At 38.8% G+C, this 17,739-nt stretch carries 14 protein-coding genes, 1 pseudogene and 1 riboswitch; of the genes and pseudogenes, 13 read left to right on the top strand and 2 right to left on the bottom strand.

Annotation, left to right across the window (positions count from 1 at the left end):
- Positions 1-1,185: 1,185 nt before the first annotated feature.
- The 9 genes and pseudogenes from BUB28_RS05350 to BUB28_RS05310 all read left to right on the top strand — a co-directional run bounded on the left by BUB28_RS05350 (position 1,186) and on the right by BUB28_RS05310 (position 10,925).
- Positions 1,186-2,355 carry a glycosyltransferase family 4 protein gene (locus tag BUB28_RS05350; protein WP_072949963.1) on the top strand — a complete coding sequence of 390 codons (1,170 nt, stop codon included), beginning with the start codon at positions 1,186-1,188 and terminating at the stop codon, positions 2,353-2,355.
- Positions 2,352-3,086 carry a WecB/TagA/CpsF family glycosyltransferase gene (locus BUB28_RS05345; protein ID WP_072949586.1) on the top strand — a complete coding sequence of 245 codons (735 nt, stop codon included), beginning with the start codon at positions 2,352-2,354 and terminating at the stop codon, positions 3,084-3,086. Before BUB28_RS05350 ends, BUB28_RS05345 begins: the two co-directional genes overlap by 4 nt.
- A gap of 338 nt (positions 3,087-3,424) precedes the next feature.
- Entirely contained in the window at positions 3,425-4,468 is a 1,044-nt protein-coding gene (locus BUB28_RS05340; protein WP_072949584.1) for a polysaccharide biosynthesis protein, read from the top strand.
- Entirely contained in the window at positions 4,468-5,664 is a 1,197-nt protein-coding gene (locus tag BUB28_RS05335) for a capsular polysaccharide biosynthesis protein CapF (protein ID WP_072949582.1), read from the top strand. The genes BUB28_RS05340 and BUB28_RS05335 overlap by 1 nt, the downstream gene beginning before the upstream one ends.
- Before the next feature lie 111 nt (positions 5,665-5,775).
- Positions 5,776-6,957 carry a non-hydrolyzing UDP-N-acetylglucosamine 2-epimerase gene (gene wecB / locus BUB28_RS05330; protein WP_072949580.1) on the top strand — a complete coding sequence of 394 codons (1,182 nt, stop codon included), beginning with the start codon at positions 5,776-5,778 and terminating at the stop codon, positions 6,955-6,957.
- Between the two features lie 222 nt (positions 6,958-7,179).
- Entirely contained in the window at positions 7,180-8,145 is a 966-nt protein-coding gene (locus BUB28_RS05325) for a glycosyltransferase (RefSeq protein ID WP_072949579.1), read from the top strand.
- Positions 8,138-8,257, top strand: a pseudogene (locus tag BUB28_RS16695) (DegT/DnrJ/EryC1/StrS family aminotransferase); the annotation flags it as partial. The gene BUB28_RS05325 and the pseudogene BUB28_RS16695, both read left to right, overlap by 8 nt.
- 676 nt (positions 8,258-8,933) lie before the next feature.
- Positions 8,934-9,698, top strand: coding sequence for an AlkZ-related protein (locus BUB28_RS05315; RefSeq protein ID WP_072949577.1), 765 nt, complete (start codon positions 8,934-8,936; stop codon positions 9,696-9,698).
- A gap of 12 nt (positions 9,699-9,710) precedes the next feature.
- Complete coding sequence (locus BUB28_RS05310) at positions 9,711-10,925, top strand: YqiA/YcfP family alpha/beta fold hydrolase (protein ID WP_072949575.1); 1,215 nt, start codon at positions 9,711-9,713, stop codon at positions 10,923-10,925.
- Between the two features lie 94 nt (positions 10,926-11,019).
- On the opposite strand, the gene BUB28_RS05305 is transcribed toward BUB28_RS05310, so the two are convergent.
- Both BUB28_RS05305 and BUB28_RS05300 read right to left on the bottom strand, forming a co-directional pair.
- Positions 11,020-11,691: a thiaminase II/PqqC family protein gene (locus BUB28_RS05305; protein ID WP_072949573.1), complete on the bottom strand. Its 672-nt coding sequence runs from the start codon at positions 11,689-11,691 to the stop codon at positions 11,020-11,022.
- Between the two features lie 10 nt (positions 11,692-11,701).
- Positions 11,702-12,406 (bottom strand): class I SAM-dependent DNA methyltransferase, encoded by a 705-nt coding sequence (locus tag BUB28_RS05300; protein WP_072949572.1) that lies wholly within the window; start codon positions 12,404-12,406, stop codon positions 11,702-11,704.
- A gap of 208 nt (positions 12,407-12,614) precedes the next feature.
- Positions 12,615-12,724, bottom strand: a riboswitch (TPP riboswitch).
- Positions 12,725-13,114: 390 nt separating this feature from the next.
- On the opposite strand from BUB28_RS05300, the gene BUB28_RS05295 reads away from it, so the two are divergent.
- The 4 genes from BUB28_RS05295 to BUB28_RS05280 are packed head-to-tail and all read left to right on the top strand — an operon-like array spanning position 13,115 to position 17,739.
- A complete protein-coding gene (locus BUB28_RS05295) occupies positions 13,115-14,566 on the top strand; it encodes a lipopolysaccharide biosynthesis protein (protein ID WP_072949570.1) in 1,452 nt (483 codons plus the stop codon).
- A gap of 19 nt (positions 14,567-14,585) precedes the next feature.
- A complete protein-coding gene (locus BUB28_RS05290) occupies positions 14,586-15,479 on the top strand; it encodes a 6-hydroxymethylpterin diphosphokinase MptE-like protein (RefSeq protein WP_072949568.1) in 894 nt (297 codons plus the stop codon).
- Positions 15,480-15,497: 18 nt separating this feature from the next.
- A complete protein-coding gene (locus tag BUB28_RS05285; protein ID WP_072949566.1) occupies positions 15,498-16,172 on the top strand; it encodes an acylneuraminate cytidylyltransferase family protein in 675 nt (224 codons plus the stop codon).
- A complete protein-coding gene (locus BUB28_RS05280; RefSeq protein ID WP_072949565.1) occupies positions 16,165-17,739 on the top strand; it encodes an aldolase catalytic domain-containing protein in 1,575 nt (524 codons plus the stop codon). Before BUB28_RS05285 ends, BUB28_RS05280 begins: the two co-directional genes overlap by 8 nt.

The following is a 17,739-nucleotide window of genomic DNA, read 5'->3' as shown; positions in this document are numbered from 1 at the left end:
GAGAGCCAGATATTTGGCGGCACGGCATAAGGATTGCCCGGAGTTATTTGTGATTATAAGTTATGTATGTAAGAATAACACGATAAAAATATCGTTTTTCTCTTGACAAAGTAAGCGTATTGTGTTATAGTAAACAAGTACTAAACAGGAAACTATTTGATTTTGACGCAATGATGATTCGGAAACAACCGAAAAATAGCGAATTATTATGTGTCATACTTTTAGTCATGGACTGACAAAACTCAAACCGCTTGAATTCGGAAAAATACCGATTTCAAGCGGTTTTCTTGTATTAGGAGTGCAGTTGAAATTCCATATTTGCACTCCAAAATGCAGTAAAAATACATGATTTCCCAAAAAAGTCACACGGGCAGTCACACGAAAGAATTGTCAAGAGCGTGGAAGGTGGTATTGAACTATACATTGAAGAGTAAGATATCAACAATAAAAAGTCTAATGTCGGAAGATAGATAAAACAATTTATTAATACAACGTGATACACAGATATAAGTGTGAATCCTGATAGACCAAAAGAAAACGGCATATACCAAAAGAAAACGCACCAACCAAAAGAATTCGCGGTATAGCAAAAGAAATCGCGAGGTACCAAAAGAATACGCCCTTCTGGTTGTATCAAAATTGGCGTACTTTGGCATATCGGAACCCTTATTTTAATACAAAATAAGGGTTCTTTTTTATGCCCGTAAAAGCTGTAAATATAGGAAAATATGGCTATATGCCGTTTTCTTTTGACTGTGCAATGGCTGTTTATGATGGCGGAATTAATATGAAATTTGCTGTATTTCTTCGTTCATATAATAGCGCATATTTGTCAGTTGAATGCCATTGTTCATAAGCTAAACGGGCTTATAGTTATTTTTGTTTCTTCATTCCAAATTATTGACAAATCCTTATACGGATATCCTGCAAATTGTGCTATATATACAAACTACGCCTATTTTTCTTGACAATTAAGCTTAAAAGTGATATAATTTTATACTGAAAATGTTATATTATTGTGTCACGTTTGTGATTGTAAACTTGATTTCGCAGGAGTGTGAGGATTGAGAAATAAGAAGAGTCTGATCACAACAATAATGTGAGATCACATAGATAATGGTGAATATATAGAAAACACCGCAGTTGATATCATGTATGATTAGGAGGCTATCTATAGTGCCTGCAATGAAAAATAAAACGGCTTCAAAAGAGCGTGTGCTGATGGTACATAATTTCTATCAGATAGGCGGCGGTGAACATACTGTTTTCGAGAATGAGAAAAAACTGCTTCGTGAAAACGGTCACTATCTCGTGGAATATACCCGTGATAACGCCGAACTGAACGAGTCAAAAATAAAGAAAATACTGCTCCCGTTTACAGCAGTGTTTTCGTTTAAGACTTACCGTGAGATAAAAAGGATCATCAGGAAAGAAAAAATTGACATCGTTCATTGTCATAATACATTCCCGCTGATCTCACCATCGGTTTATTACGCTGCGTGGAGCTGCGGAGTACCTGCCGTTCAGACTATCCATAACTTCAGGTTTTTATGTCCGAACGGCGTTTTCTTTTCAAATGGCAGGATATGTGAGGATTGTCTTCACAAAGGATTGCACTGCGGTATAAAGAAGGGCTGTTATCGTGAGTCAAGGATACAGACCATCGTAGTGGCGAATATGCTTGCCGTACACAGACTACTGGGGACATATAAAAAGCTAAGATATATCTTTCTCACTGATTTTAACAGAAAGAAATTCCATAAGCTCTTAGGCAGTAAGATCAAGCATGAGTTTATAAAACCAAATTTTGAATATATTACCACGCCTGATGTCAATAAAACAAATGATGGCTCATTTGTTTTTATCGGTCGTTTAGATAAAAACAAAGGTATAGATTTTCTTATGGATAACTGGGATTTACAAAAGGAGCTTTATATATTCGGAAACGGAGAACTTGAAGAATATGTCAGATCACAGTGTGAGAAAAATGAAAAACTTCATTACATGGGATTTCAGCCCCAGGAAAAGATATGGGAGTATTTAAGCAAGGCTGCTGCTATGTTGTTTCCCACAGATCTGTATGAAGGATTCCCAATGACAATTATTGAAGCATTTGCTCTTGGCACACCTGTTATTTGTTCTGATATCGGTAACGGCGCTGATATTATAAAAAAAGAAGATGCGGGTACTGTGTTTAAACCGAGAAACAAAGAATCGTTGATGTATGCAATCAAAGAAGCAGAGAATAATTATAAAAAATTTAGCGCTAATGCAAAAAAAGCGTATGATTTACATTACACCCCGGATTCAAATTACGAAAAACTGAAATCGATATACAAGGCGGTCAAGAAGTGAAAAATGAAAGAGTAAAAATTATAGGCGTACCTATATCAGCGGTGAATATGGAAAGCTGTATCGCTAATATATATGAAGATCTTGACAAAGTCAAAGGTCAGTATATATGCGTTTCAAATGTACATACCACGGTAATGGCACATGACGATCCCAAATACTTTAAAGTTCAGGCTGATTCATTCATGTCTGTTCCCGACGGAAAGCCTTTATCGATGGTAGGAAAAAAACAATATCCTAATATGGATCGTGTCACAGGACCCGATCTGATGAGACGCATATTTGAGGAATCCAAAAACAGACTGACCAGACACTATTTTTATGGTAACAACAAAGAGAACCTTGAGAAGCTTATCAAAGTAATAAAGAAGAAGTATCCGCAAGTTGTCATATGCGGATACGAGCCTTCTGTTTTTCGTGACATGAGCAAAACAGAGGAACAAGAGCTTGCTGAGAGGATCAATACAACAAATCCCGATTTCGTATGGGTCGCTCTTGGCGCACCTCGTCAGGAGTTCTTTTGCAACAGGATGGTCGGTAAAATAAATGGTCTTATGATCGGTGTCGGCGGAGCTTTCAATGTTCTGGCTGGTATCGTTCCCGAAGCACCGATATGGATGCAGAAATTATGCCTGGAGTGGTTTTACAGGTTCATTCAAGAGCCCAGAAGGCTTTTTAAACGTTATGCAGTGACGAATACTAAGTTTATATGGTATTTGATAACTGATCATTAATAGTATTTTTAGAAAAAATAATATTAATTCTCAGAGAAGAATAGAACAGTGGACTGAGTTCTGCAAATATTTTGATCATTCTATTTGGCGTTTAGGAACTGGACTTGGTTATGTCACTAATATTCTATCAATATAGAACTAAAACAACATGGTGATTTTTTAAAAGCAGAATTAACGAAACCAATGACGGGTAGTCTAAATGTTATTCCTGTAGCAATTGAAAAGTATTTTGTAAAACAAGGTATAAAAATTCAAAACATAACTCCAGGTAGTTTAATAATGGCATATGGTTTTAACAGCATTCAAAATATACTGAAATCAGATGGAGGATGTAAGTAATGAGCGCATTCAGCGGAGCGACTTTAATGATCACAGGAGGAACCGGCAGTTTCGGAAACGCGGTACTCAATCGCTTTTTAAAGACCGATATCGGTGAGATAAGGATATTCAGCCGTGATGAGAAGAAGCAGGACGATATGCGTCATGAATATCAGGCGAAGTATCCGGAGGTCGCTGAGAAGATCAAGTTCTATATTGGTGATGTTAGATCACTTGAAAGCTGCCGTGCTGCTATGTACGGAGTTGACTACATATTCCACGCAGCTGCACTCAAGCAGGTTCCTTCCTGCGAGTTTTTCCCTATGGAGGCTGTACGCACCAACGTTATCGGTACCGAGAATGTACTGACAGCTGCGATAGAAGCAGGAGTAAAGAGCGTTATTTGCCTGTCTACCGATAAGGCAGCATACCCGATCAACGCTATGGGAATTTCCAAAGCGCTTGAAGAAAAGGTCGCTATCGCTAAGTCAAGAACTTCGGGCAAAACAAAGATCTGCTGTACCCGTTACGGCAATGTAATGTGCAGCCGCGGTTCTGTTATTCCGTTGTGGATAGACCAGATACAGAATGGTCAGCCGATCACTTTGACTGAGCCTAAGATGACCCGTTTTATCATGTCTCTTGAAGAGGCTGTTGATCTTGTGCTGTTCGCTTTTGAGAACGGCGAAAACGGCGATCTGCTCATACAGAAGGCTCCTGCCTGTACGATACAGACACAGGCTGAAGCTGTATGCGAACTGTTCGGCGGCAAGAAAGAGGATATCAAGGTCATCGGTATCCGCCACGGTGAGAAGATGTATGAAACTCTGTTGACCAACGAGGAGTGCGCAAAGGCAATCGACATGGGCAATTTCTATCGTGTTCCAGCGGACAATCGTGGTCTGAATTACGACAAGTATTTCAAAGAAGGCGACGATAAGCGCAATACTCTCACGGAGTTCAACTCGAACAATACCCGAATCCTTGATGTTGAGGAGACAAAAGAGAAGATCGCTTCGCTTGCTTACATACAGGAACAGCGGGCTGAGATGGGGATAGTATGATGAACATATTAGTTACCGGTGCAAAAGGTTTTGTAGGAAAGAACCTTGTTGCCAATCTGAATAATATAAAAGAAAATAAGAACCGCACCCGTCCGAGCATCAAGATCGACGAGATATTTGAGTTTGATATCGATACAGACAAGTCCTTGCTGGACGAATACTGTGCAAAATCAGATTTCGTGTTCAATCTTGCTGGTGTGAACCGTCCTAAGGACAATAGCGAGTTCATGGCGGGTAATTTCGGTTTTGCGAGCGAACTGCTTGATACGCTGAAAAAGAATGGAAACAAATGCCCCATAATGCTGTCATCGTCCTTACAGGCTACACTCATAGGACGTTATGACGGCGAATACGGCAGAAGCAAGCTGGCAGGCGAGAACCTGTTCTTTGACTACGCTGCCGAGACAGGCGCAAAGGTCTATGTATACCGTTTTCCGAACCTGTTCGGCAAGTGGTGCAGACCCAATTACAACAGCGCTGTGGCTACATTCTGCAACAATATCGCAAACGATCTTCCTATACAGGTAAATGACAGAAGCACTCAGCTTGAACTGCTGTACATAGATGATCTTGTGGAAGAAATGCTTGATGCAATTGAGGACAAGCCTCATAGCTGCGAGTATGACGGACTTACTCCTTTAGCAGGGGAGCAGGGAAGGTTCTGCTATGTGCCGACTACTCACAAGGTGACTCTCGGTGAGATAGTTGATCTGCTTGAATCATTCAAGGCACAGCCGAACACTCTTGTTATGCCCGAGATACCGAACAACAGCTTTGCGAAGAAGCTCTATTCGACATATCTGAGCTATCTGCCGAAGGAAAAGACTATCTTCGATCTAAAGATGAACTGCGATGACAGAGGTAGCTTCACCGAGCTTATGAAGACTGTCAACTGTGGTCAGTTCAGCGTGAATATAAGCAAGCCCGGCATTACAAAGGGTCAGCACTGGCACAACACCAAGTGGGAGTTCTTCATCGTTGTGGCTGGTCACGGGCTTATACAGGAGCGCAGGATCGGTTCCGATGAAGTGATAGAGTTTGAGGTATCCGGGGACAAGATACAGGCTATACATATGCTTCCCGGCTACACGCATAACATTATAAATCTGAGCGATACGGAAAACCTTGTAACCGTGATGTGGGCGAACGAGCAGTTTGACCCTGCTCACCCCGATACATTTGGTGAAACTGTATGAGGCTGATAATCATTGGCGAGATCGTCAAGGGTGAAAACTGCATTCCAAATCTTACAAAAATTGAAGCAGGAGAGGTCGTTCAGCTGAGGTCTTTTCCGATTGGAGGATAACATGGACATCAAGACAGATTATTCTGATATAAAATGGCAGAACAACGGCAAACTGAAACTGATGATAATCGTCGGCACACGTCCCGAGATAATACGTCTTGCTGCCGTAATAAATAAGTGCAGACAGTATTTTGACTGCATCCTTGCGCATACGGGTCAGAATTACGACTACAATCTTAACGGCGTATTCTTCCATGACCTCAAACTGGCAGATCCCGAGGTGTACATGGACGCAGTAGGCAACGATCTTGGCGAGACTATGGGAAATATCATAGCAAAGAGCTACCAGCTTATGGCTGAGATAAAGCCCGATGCAGTTCTTGTGTTGGGTGATACCAACAGCTGTTTGTCGGTGATAGGCGCAAAGCGTCTGCATATACCGATCTTCCACATGGAAGCAGGCAACAGATGCAAGGACGAGTGTCTCCCCGAAGAGACTAACCGCCGTATAGTTGATATCATAAGCGATGTTAATATGGCTTATTCCGAACACGCAAGAAGATACCTTGCAGACTGCGGTCTGCCAAAGGAGCGCACCTATGTGACAGGTTCACCTATGGCAGAGGTGCTACACCAAAACCTTGCAGAGATAGAAGCAAGCGACATACACGCAAAGCTCGGTCTTGAAAAGGGCAGATACATACTTCTTTCTGCTCACCGTGAGGAGAACATCGACACGGAAAAGAACTTCATGAGCTTGTTCACGGCCATAAACAAGATGGCTGAAAAGTATGATATGCCGATACTTTACAGCTGTCACCCGCGTTCCAAGAAGCGTCTTGAGGCAAGCGGTTTCAAGCTTGACAGCAGAGTTATACAGCACGAACCTCTCGGATTCCACGACTACAACTGCCTGCAGATGAATGCTTTTGCAGTTGTGTCCGACAGCGGCACGCTTCCCGAGGAGAGCAGCTTTTTCACAAGCGTGGGACATCCGTTCCCTGCTATATGCATACGCACCAGCACCGAGCGTCCGGAAGCGCTTGACAAGGCTTGCTTTATCCTTGCAGGCATCGACGATAAGTCACTGTTGCAGGCGGTGGATACAGCTGTTGAGATGAACAAAAACGGCGACTACGGCATACCTGTGCCCGATTATGTGGAGGAGAATGTCTCTTCCAAGGTAGTGAAGATAATACAGAGCTACATGGGCGTTGTGAATAAGATGGTGTGGAGAAAATGATATAAATTGATGGTTATTACCTTTTACTCTTTATGGATGTAATTTTTTTTCTATTTGTTCTGTAAATAACAAAGGCGTATCATATTTTCATAGAATTTTTATGATGATTGCATCAAAAAAGAGTATTAAATGAATACATGGTTTAGTTGATTTATGGATTATTTATCATATTAGATTAAATAGTAAATAGCTAAAAACGTGTAATAGAAAAGGAGTGGATATATGGTTTTTACATTTTGTTCTTTAACTTTTAATCAGGAATCAATGATAATAGAGCATCTTGAAAGTATCAAATATCAAATAATCAAATATGGTAAGGGCATCGACATTGAGTATGTTTTGGCTGACGATCACTCCAAAGATAATACTGTGCTAATAGTAAAAAGATGGCTGAAGAAAAATGACTCCTTATTCAAGAAAATAACCATATCTGTTGCTGAAGCGAATCAAGGTACCGTTAAAAACTATATTAATGCATTAAATTTGATTAACACTGAATACTATAAAATACTTGCAGGGGATGATTTGTTTTATAGAAACAATATTTTCAAACTAATATCCGATATGAATAAGTCTAATATCATTCTTACGCCTATTATGTATTATGACGAAACAGATGTAGGCAATAAACATTACAATTATAATTTTTTTAGAAGTATTATTGCCTGCGGAAATAACAGTGAATCAATTAAACATTATTTAGCCAGACAGTATCAATATAGTGGAAAAATACCAGCGCCAGGAGTATTTGTCAAAAAAGAATTGATTGATCAAGAATTTTTTAAAGCATTAGATGGATATACTTTGATAGAGGATGCACCTCAGTTTAATTATCATATACATCAATCAAATTCCAGATTTGCATCAAGTATTACTCCGTATATTCTATATCGAGTCAATAGTGGAGTTTCGCATAAAACACCTAGCAAAGCATATTTAAATGATGTTGATAGAATTGATAGATGTATCCACACAAAAAAGGCATCATCAGGTATTGGAAAAGCGTATTGTAAATTCCTTGAGCGATTTTTAGGTCTCTCAAAAATTATTGTGGGCTTTATTAACTCGGATAAAAGAAAAGAATTATTATCATTTAATAAAACTATCAATAAAGAAATGCGCATAGCTGGTACGTATCTTAATGAAATTAAAACTAATGCACAGTCATTTATTAAAGACAATCGGTAATGGCGATGAGGTCATCGTTCCTTCAAATACATATATCGCAACTGCACTTACCGTTACATATGTCGGTGCAACACCTGTTTTTATTGAGCCGGCTATATCCATCATAACAATCTATTATTGGAGAAAGATATACTTTCCCTTCAGGTAATGCAAATTCAGTTATATCGGTCAGCCATTTCTCATTTGGATTATCGGCGTGAAAATCTCTTTTTATCAGGTTATTACAAGCCGGACTAATCTCACCGATATACGAACTATATTTTTTCTTCTTTATCAAACTTACTGTCAGACGCTCTTCCTCATGATCCTGCGTATAACTTTTTCTGAAAGGATCACTGACCTCCTTTGCGATTCAGCATGGATGCGTCTGCATCAGTTTCTGTCACAGTTTTCATAGAATATTCTTTTGGACAGTTTTCGTTGAGATAAATACAAATCAGGCTGTTTCATTACAGTTTTCTGATAATAAAAACTGTTTATCGAAATTGAAAAGTATTCCAATAATCTGCCGAGCTTGTACTTGTTTCTTAAGGTATTGATCAGCTCGGCTTTTTCTTGATTTTATAATGCTTTGTAATTATATTCTTCTTTTAAAGGATCTGAAGCATCATCTTTTTCGATATATACCTTTTTCTGCCATAATAGTATTCTTCCATTTCCCTAAAGTCGATATGCTCATCCATTTTACTATACGTGCGGCATTTGCTTTATTTAGGGTAAAAACGGAAAGATGTATTGTAAACATCTTTTTTGTATGATATAATTAAGAAAAAACACAGGAGCAGGTTATGTCAGTAGAAAACGGTGAATGGATAATGCACGGGCTTGCGTGGGATGATCCCTACAGGATACGAAGTCCTAAAGAGCTTGTTGATCGGATAAATGAAGTGGGATTTCTGCCTTTGTTCGGCAACGGAGTCAAGTGCTTCTCCGTTGAGGAGCACGTTGCGTCCGATTACTGGTGGACAGGGGACATGGAGCAGGATCCCTGGGAATGGCGTGAGATACTTGCCGAAGGTCACGAGGTGGCATACGGCAAATTTTTCGATAAAAAGGCAGGCTTCATCAGTCTTGAATGGCTGCCGTATTTTGCTAATTACAGGCGCGACGGCTACGATTTTGACTCTGCATGGGAGGACAGCAAGGTCAATCGCCGCGAGAAGCTGATAATGGAGGTTCTCACCGATACAGACAGCAACGGAGATATCATCTGGACTGACAAGCAGATACTTTCAACGGAACTGAAACAGCTTGCAGGCTTCGGAAAAGGCGGTGAGAAGAACTTTCAGGGCATTACTACCGATCTGATGATGAAGACGTATCTGGTCACTGCTGATTTCCACAGACGCAGGAACAAGAAAGGTGCAGAATACGGCATGGCAGTATCGGTGCTGCTGCCGCCTGAGGCTGTATGGGGCTATGATACGGTCACTTCCGCATACAGCGAAGCTCCGCGGGATTCTTGGCTGCGCATAATAAACAGAGTAAAAGAGCTTTTTCCCGACGCTGATGAAGCTGAGATCATTAGGCTTATCGGGAAAGAGCCGAAATAAAGGAATGATAAAATGAAAATACTGAATCTTCACGGCTTCATGGGAGAAGCAGATAACAAGAACTATAAGGCACTTTGCGGGATTTTTCCTGCTGAGGATATCATTTCGCCAAAGCTGAATTACATGGAAACATCTCCCGAAAAGCTTCTTGACCAGCTTTCGGATATAGTTGATACCGATGATTTTATCTTTGTGGGACAAAGTCTCGGAGGCTGGTATGCGGACAAGCTGAGCCGAAAGATCAAGCGTCCGTGTATACTCACAAATCCCTGTAATTATCCCCATAAACTGGAGATTATCACATCTTCGGGCATACCTGCTGACTTCGTTGAACAGTATGGCAAGATGTCATCTTTTGATGAAAACGAGCGTGCTTATACACTTTGCAGCGACGCTGATACTATCCTGCCCGATAATTATGCAGACTGCGTGAAGCTGTCACGTATGGTGAAAAGAGTTCATGGCAGCCACAGTACTATCGAGAATATAGGCGAGCATATTTCAGAGATGCTGACTGAGATACAGAATGACAATTTGCTGCTGTTTTTAGGCAGAGGTTCGGCGTTTGCAGACGAACATAACTCCGCCTTTTTCGTAGAGGATAACGAGCTTGTGCTCATCGACTGTCCTGCGACCTCATATCAGAAGGTCAAGAAGATGAACTGGGAGCAGTACGACAATATTTATATCCTCATCACCCACACCCACGGCGACCATAGCGGCGGAGTCGGAACAATGCTGCAATACGTCTGGTTCGCAAGCTATAGGAAAAAGAAAGTCACTATAGTTGCACCTTCGGAAGAAGTTAAAGAAGACCTGCTACTGCTGCTTATGAGGATAGAGGGCTGCGAGCAGGAGTGGTTCAACATCGTTACTGCTGACGAGCTGAATAAGAAGTGGTTTATTGCTGCGATACTTACTACCCATGTGAAGCCACTTGAGGGAAGGTGCTTCGGTTATCATTTGAATATCCACGGAAACAACGTAGTTTATACAGGTGATACCGCAACTCTTGAACCCTTCAGACCGCTGCTGAAAAGCGGTTCGTTCCTTTATACCGAAGCGTCGTTCTACAAGAGCGAAGTTAACCTCTACCTGAAAGATATGCTGGCTGAGTTGGTCGGACTTTCGGACAGCGGAGTTAATATTTACCTTATGCATCTTGATAATGAAGAAAAGCTAAAGGAAATAATTGATGGAAGTACTATCAGATTTGCAATGCTTTGAATTGTATCTCAATTCGAGCTTCGATGTTAAAATGAGATGAGAGCGACCGTTTTCACGGTCGCTCTCATCATATACTCTTTGATATTGTACGTTTTTATAAGGGATTCGGGACTTGCCTGATAAAAATATTCCAGAAGCGTTTTTCGTAATTGGCACATTTTTCAAAAATCACACAGAGTTTTTCTTCCTCATCGGGAGTGATATTTTTTGCGGCATGGTCAAGAATATCTATCCAGAGGCAGTTCGCTCCGATGTATTCTTCCGATGTGTAGGCATGGAACCATTCTGCATACGGAGAGCTTTCGAGTTTGTCTTTATACCTGTCCGTTACAATGCTTGCGATATATGCATAGCTCCATGAGCACTGGAGCAAAGCTGTGATGCCGTATATTATACCCTCACGCGCTTTGTCCATCATGTAGTTCAGATATTCCTCACTGTCGGGAGCTTTTTTGACGTTGTTTATCTCTTCGTCTGTTATGCCGAGTTTTTGCATATTTGGTACATGGACAGAGTCCTTTTCATTACGTGTGCTGTCGGCTGCGCTTTTCAGAAATTCTGCGACTTTCTCATCATCTGTATTTTCGTACATCCATTTCAGTATTCCGATATAGTCTGTCAGATAGCAGTAGTCCTGAAGCATATAGGCACGATATTTTTGCTTGTCGAGAGTTCCGTCAGCCATTGCGGCAACGAATTCATTTTCTGCTTCTTCGTTCCACAGGGGAACGGCTCTTTCATATAGTTTTTCGGATAACTTCGACATGGTCAACCTCTTATTTTTCTGCGATTATCGCAACATAACCGCCGCTCTTATAGCCTTCGGAAACTTCCTCGGGCTCTTCGTTGGTGTACATCGGATTTTTGATAAGTGTCTGATAGAATGAGAATTTTGTGACACCCAGTTTTTTCAGTACGTTTATTTTTTCTTCTGTTGAATGCCAGATGCCCGATGAAGCAAGTGCGAGAGGATAGGGAAGACCCGGCATAGTGCCTTCGAGGTATTCATGCTCATATGTACCGAGGCTCTTTCCGAGGAGATACATAAAGCCGAATGCGCTCTCCTTCGGAACATCGAGCAGTATCAGCTTTCCGCCTTCTTTCAGGGCTGCAAGGCTTTTTTTGTATACGGAAGAAAGGTCTTCCATATAGCTTGAACTGCCGTTGAAATAGATGATATCATAGCTATCCTTCGGCAGGTCGATATCCTCGATAACGCCGTAGCATATAACATTCACGCCGCGCTTTTCGGCTATCTGTCCCATATCGCGGGAAGGCTCGATACCCTCTATCTGTGAGCAGTCGATGAAGCTCTCGAAAAGTCCGCTTCCGCAGCCTACCGATAAAAGCTTCTTACCCGAAATATCACCAAGTACCTTTTTAAAGAGCCTGAGCTCACTTTCAAAAAGGTTTGAATTTTCCATGAACCAGTAATCATACTGATCTGCATATCCGTCAAACTTCTGCTTAGTCATTTTCATTTTTCCTCCATGTGATCTTATTCAATATAAATGCATGATTCATCGGACCGCTGCCTTTTCCGGGATCCAACTGTGCGGTAAGTGTTCCCGAAATGCTTTTTCTGACATTTCGGGCATAACTCCGAGCATATTGATATCTCAGGAAATTATTGATAGCGGATAAATGATGGCATAAAAAAACAGGCGATATCTGTAAGATACCTCCTGTAAAAAATCGCAGTATGACTTCCTACGGCGGCATTATCCGCATCAGGTCATAGGGTCGGAGTTAGTTTGCTCCCTCTCAGCCCAACGTTATGAGCTCCCCTTAACATATAGCATATTTATTATAACGCTATCAAGTGGAAAAGTCAACACCTTTATACAGACATTTATTTGTTGACGGATTCATTTGCGGATAATAAACGCCAAATTTATATTATGTATGGTTAAAAAAATTGATCTTATATACTGAATGATTTATATAACGGATACTTGATTTATAAGTATTCATGTGATATACTAATCATATAGTGAGAGATTGAAATATCTATCCAAGTATAGGTGTAATTATTGATAAATGTACATATAGAGATGTTGTGATTACAGAAAAACTTGCTTTTGTGTGTAGAAGTATCTGATCATTATAAGGCTGCGGACTATAGCAGAGATTACAATGAGTTTAAGAAATATATATATAAAATTATAAACTAACGGGAGGAATCTTGTTTGACTTTATCCATTCATAAGCTTAGGCAGAAATGGGGAACTATGTCAAAAGAGGCGAGAGCCTCTTTAGCATACACATTATGTAATATTGCTCAAAGATGTATTGCATTCATTAATATGCCTATTTTTGCAAGACTGATGACAACAGATGAATACGGCGAAATGACTATTTATACATCATGGTCCAGTTTATTTGCAATCATATTAACTTTGAATTTGGCATACGGATCTTTTGCACCGGCTATGATAAAATTTGAAAAAGACAGAGATAGGTATATTTCCTCTATTCAGGGCATTTGGTTAGTATTATGCGGCTTTTTCTTAGTAATATATCTGCCATTTCAAGGATTCTGGAATGAGTTTTTAGATTTGTCTACGCTATTTGTAATATTCTTGATTCTTGAAACGATTTCTATTAACTCGATAAATCTGTGGAGCGGAAAGAAAAGATTTGATTATGAGTACAAGCCGGTTATTATGTTAACGCTTATTATGGCAATAGCGGACACTGCTGTTTCAATTGCTTTTGTTTTGCTTAGTGAGCAAAAAGGAGAGGCGCGAATCATTGGTCATGTGGCAGCTACTTTAGCGTTCGGTCTAATTATATTCAGCTTGAATGCAGTCAAAGGAAAAAGCGTTTTCCATAAGGAATACTGGAAATATGCATTGGGTTTCAATGTGCCGTTATTAGCATATTATCTTTCACAGATGATATTTAATCAAAGCGACAGATTAATGATAAACCATTATTGCGGAAAAGGCAAGGCTGCAATTTATGGTGTTGCTTATACATTAGCGATGCTGCTTATATTTGTCTTGAATGCTATAAACAATTCGTATTTGCCATGGTTTTATAGAAAAATAAAAGAAGGAAAAGAAGAAGAAAACGCAAAAGTTGCAAATGGGATAGCAATATTGATGGCGGGAATGATAATGTGCGTCGTCATTATGGCACCGGAAATAATACTGATTACAGCCGGAAAAAAGTATAGTGAGGCTATTTGGAGCATTCCTCCTGTAGCTATTAGTTTACTTTTATTGTTCTACGCTCAGTTATTCATTAATGCACAGTTTTATTATGAAAAGAAGAAGAGCTTAGTGTACGCTTCAATTGGTGCTGCTGTTGCTAATATCGTTCTAAATATGATATTGATACCCAAAACTAGCTATCTTGTTGCCGGGTATACAACTATGATTAGTTATATACTTTTTGCATCAATGAATTATTTTGCAATGTGTAGAGTTGCAAAGGAAACGGGATTCTCGATGAAAGCTATTGATCTGAGGCGGCTTATTATTCTTTTCATAGCTTTTAGCATACTTTGTTTTGGTTTTATGCTGTTATATAACTATATGATTATTAGATATCTTTTAGTAATAATAATCTTTATGGTATGCGTTAAAAAGCGAAAACAGCTTATATTATTCGTAAGAAATACAATAAAAAGATAATTATGAAGAAGGGACTGCTATGTTATTAAAAGAAACTATAAAAAGGGTTCTCGGTGGTAATGGAACTATTAAAATTATGAAACCGATAAAATCAATGCGGTTAAAAAATAAGTCAAGTAAAGCATATTCAATTTGGAAAAAAAATAATTCCTATAAGGATATTCATAAGGGTAAGAGATGCTTTATTTTAGGAAATGGTCCATCATTGAAGGATATTGATTTATCATTATTACAAGATGAATTTGTTTTTACAGTGAATAATTTTTCTAAAGTTTCTGGATTTGAAAAAGTTAAACCTGATTATCATTTGTGGATAGATGGGGCTTTTTTTGCAATTAGAACGGATATGTATTATGATATGAAAGATGTAATGGTAAATTATCAAAAAATGAGTAAATTGAATCCGGTATGTTTTGTCCCTGTTGACGGATATGAGTTTATAAAGAAACATAAATTGGATAAAATTCTTGATATTCATTATATATACAGTATAGGTTCGATAGAAGATATAAATATCAATGAAGAAAAATGTGATATATCGTCTTTCATTCCGGGAATGAGGAACGTTGTTCAATATGCAATTATAATAGCATTATATATGGGTTTTGATGAGATCTATCTTTTAGGATGCGATTCGACAAGTATAGTTACGACAATTAACTGTGCGTTGAAACAGAAAAATGATGAAATGCACGCATATGATAATGACAATACAGAGAAGGAAATAAGCGGTTTACTTCAGAATTGGGATATGTCTGATGTGTTTTATGATCAGTATCTTCTCTTTCTCGGATATAAAAAGATAAATGAATACTGTAAAAAGAGAAATATTAAAATTGTAAATTGCAGTTCTACTACATTGATTTCTTCTATTCCGCGAGAAGATATTAGTTCGGTTTTGAAAAGAAAATAATACCGGAGATGATAAAAGATGAAAACAGTTGCAATAGTTCCGATGAAACTAAATAATCGTCGCCTTCCGCAAAAGAACACTAAATCGTTTACTAATGGAAAGCCTCTATGCTGCTACATTCTTTCAACTCTTCTTACTGTAGAAGGCGTTGATGAAGTATATGTTTATTGTAGCAATCCTGATATTCAGGAATTCATTCCCGAGGGGGTTAAATATCTTCGCAGATCAGAAAGCCTTGATCAGGATACAACAAAAATGAATGAGGTTCTTCAGTGTTTTGCAAAGGATATTCCAGCTGATATTTATGTAATGACACATACAACAGCACCTTTTATTTCTAAAGGATCTATAGAAAAGGGGCTGAATGCAGTAAAAAGCGGCGAATATGACTCGTCTTTTGCGGCAAAGAAACTTCAGGATTTCCTATGGAAGGACGGAATCCCTTTTAATTATGAGCTTGATAACATTCCGAGAACACAGGATCTCCCTCCAATTTATGAGGAGACAAGTGGTTTCTATATTTATAAAGCTGATGTAATTACAAAGCTGAATCGCAGAATTGGAAACCACCCGTTTATTGTCGAAGTTGGTGAGATCGAGAGCGTGGATATTGATGAATCAGAAGACTTTATGATTGCTGATGCTATCTTTAACCACTTGTTTGCTAATAAACAGGAGAATTCTAATGAATAACATACATATCTTAGATTGTACTTTGCGCGACGGAGGCTACTGTAATGAATGGAGATTTGGGCTTAACAATATGAAAAAGATCACTTCAGGTTTGCAGGAAGCGGGCATTGAAGTAATTGAATGTGGATTTATTACGAATCGCATTTCATATGATCCTGATGTATCTAAGTTCGTATCTTTATCAGATATTGCCGGAGTAATACCATCGAATAGAGAAGGAAAACTCTATGTAGCTATGATGAATTATGGTGAATTCAATGTAGATGATCTTCCAATTTATGACGGATCATCTATTGATGGGATTAGGGTTGCCTTTCATAAAAGGAATTTAAACGAAGCTTTAGATGTTTGCCGCAAAATCAAGGAAAAAGGATATCTCGTATTCATACAGGCAATGGTTTCTTTAAATTATAGCGATGAAGAATTTCTATCTTTAATAAGATCCGTAAATAGTTTTAATCCGTATGCTTTCTATATTGTTGACAGTTTCGGTATGATGAAAGGGAAAGCTCTCACGAGACTGTTTTATATGGTTGAACATAATCTGAACGATAATATTTGGATAGGCTTTCATAGTCATAACAATATGCAGCTTGCCTATTCCAACGCTCAGCAGCTTGTTTCGGTGCAAACTAATCGTAATTTAATTATTGATTCTTCGATCTATGGCATGGGACGAGGCGCTGGTAATCTCAATACAGAGCTGTTTATTGAGTATCTTAATGAAAATGCAGGTAAGAATTACAATTTGAAGCCGATCCTTGTATTGATAGATGAAATATTAAGCGGTTTTTATCAGATGAACTATTGTGGGTATTCTCTTCCAAACTACATATCAGCAGCTCATAATGCACATCCAAATTATGCGGGGTATCTTGACGATAAAAAAACACTTACAATAGAAGGTATGAATGATATCTTTGATATGATGGATGAAGAAAAGAAAGTTTCTTTTGACAAAGTGTATATTGAAGAATTGTATCTGAAATATATGGCAAGAGGGCAGACTCAGGAAGAACATAAAAATGAATTGATAGATCTATTAAGAGGCAAGAGAGTTCTTCTTATTGCTCCGGGAAAGAGTTCAGTTGAAGAATCCGAAAAGATCATTAAGTTTATTGATGAAAATACAATTGTGATCAGTATAAATCATGTATATGAAGCAGTAGCTCCGCATTATATTTTTATTTCCAATTCTCGAAGATTTCGTGATTTGCCGGAAGATAAAAGAAATAGCTGTATTATTACTTCTAATATCACTGCTGAAGGTGTTTACTATCAGGAAAAGTATAAAGAGCTCACGAATCAAGAAGAATCAGTATTTGATAATGCAGGATTAATGGCTATAAAATTTTTTATGAGATATAATGTTGAAGGCATATACTTAGCTGGATTCGATGGCTATTCACATGATGCGGCTGAAAACTATGGAAGTAGTGATTTAGCATTTGTAACTCGTAATGCAATATTGGATGCAATGAATGTAGGAATTACAAAAGTTTTAGGAATATATAAAAACAGTGTAAAAATAGAGTTTTTGACTTCCCAAAAGTACGTACATATATAA

The sequence above is a fragment of the Ruminococcus flavefaciens genome (assembly GCF_900143025.1).
Classification (GTDB): Bacteria; Bacillota; Clostridia; order Oscillospirales; family Ruminococcaceae; genus Ruminococcus; species Ruminococcus flavefaciens_I.
This window is presented reverse-complemented; position numbering and strand designations above follow the sequence as displayed.

Excerpts from the sequence above, each read along its gene's own strand:
- BUB28_RS05290 (WP_072949568.1), top strand. The coding sequence starts at position 14,586 with ATGTTATTAAAAGAAACTATAAAAAGGGTTCTCGGTGGTAATGGAACT.
- BUB28_RS05285 (WP_072949566.1), top strand. The coding sequence starts at position 15,498 with ATGAAAACAGTTGCAATAGTTCCGATGAAACTAAATAATCGTCGCCTT.
- BUB28_RS05335 (WP_072949582.1), top strand. The coding sequence starts at position 4,468 with ATGAACATATTAGTTACCGGTGCAAAAGGTTTTGTAGGAAAGAACCTT.
- wecB (WP_072949580.1), top strand. The coding sequence starts at position 5,776 with ATGGACATCAAGACAGATTATTCTGATATAAAATGGCAGAACAACGGC.
- BUB28_RS05325 (WP_072949579.1), top strand. The coding sequence starts at position 7,180 with ATGGTTTTTACATTTTGTTCTTTAACTTTTAATCAGGAATCAATGATA.
- BUB28_RS05305 (WP_072949573.1), bottom strand. The coding sequence starts at position 11,691 with ATGTCGAAGTTATCCGAAAAACTATATGAAAGAGCCGTTCCCCTGTGG.
- BUB28_RS05300 (WP_072949572.1), bottom strand. The coding sequence starts at position 12,406 with ATGAAAATGACTAAGCAGAAGTTTGACGGATATGCAGATCAGTATGAT.
- BUB28_RS05280 (WP_072949565.1), top strand. The coding sequence starts at position 16,165 with ATGAATAACATACATATCTTAGATTGTACTTTGCGCGACGGAGGCTAC.
- BUB28_RS05310 (WP_072949575.1), top strand. The coding sequence starts at position 9,711 with ATGAAAATACTGAATCTTCACGGCTTCATGGGAGAAGCAGATAACAAG.
- BUB28_RS05350 (WP_072949963.1), top strand. The coding sequence starts at position 1,186 with ATGAAAAATAAAACGGCTTCAAAAGAGCGTGTGCTGATGGTACATAAT.
- BUB28_RS05315 (WP_072949577.1), top strand. The coding sequence starts at position 8,934 with ATGTCAGTAGAAAACGGTGAATGGATAATGCACGGGCTTGCGTGGGAT.
- BUB28_RS05340 (WP_072949584.1), top strand. The coding sequence starts at position 3,425 with ATGAGCGCATTCAGCGGAGCGACTTTAATGATCACAGGAGGAACCGGC.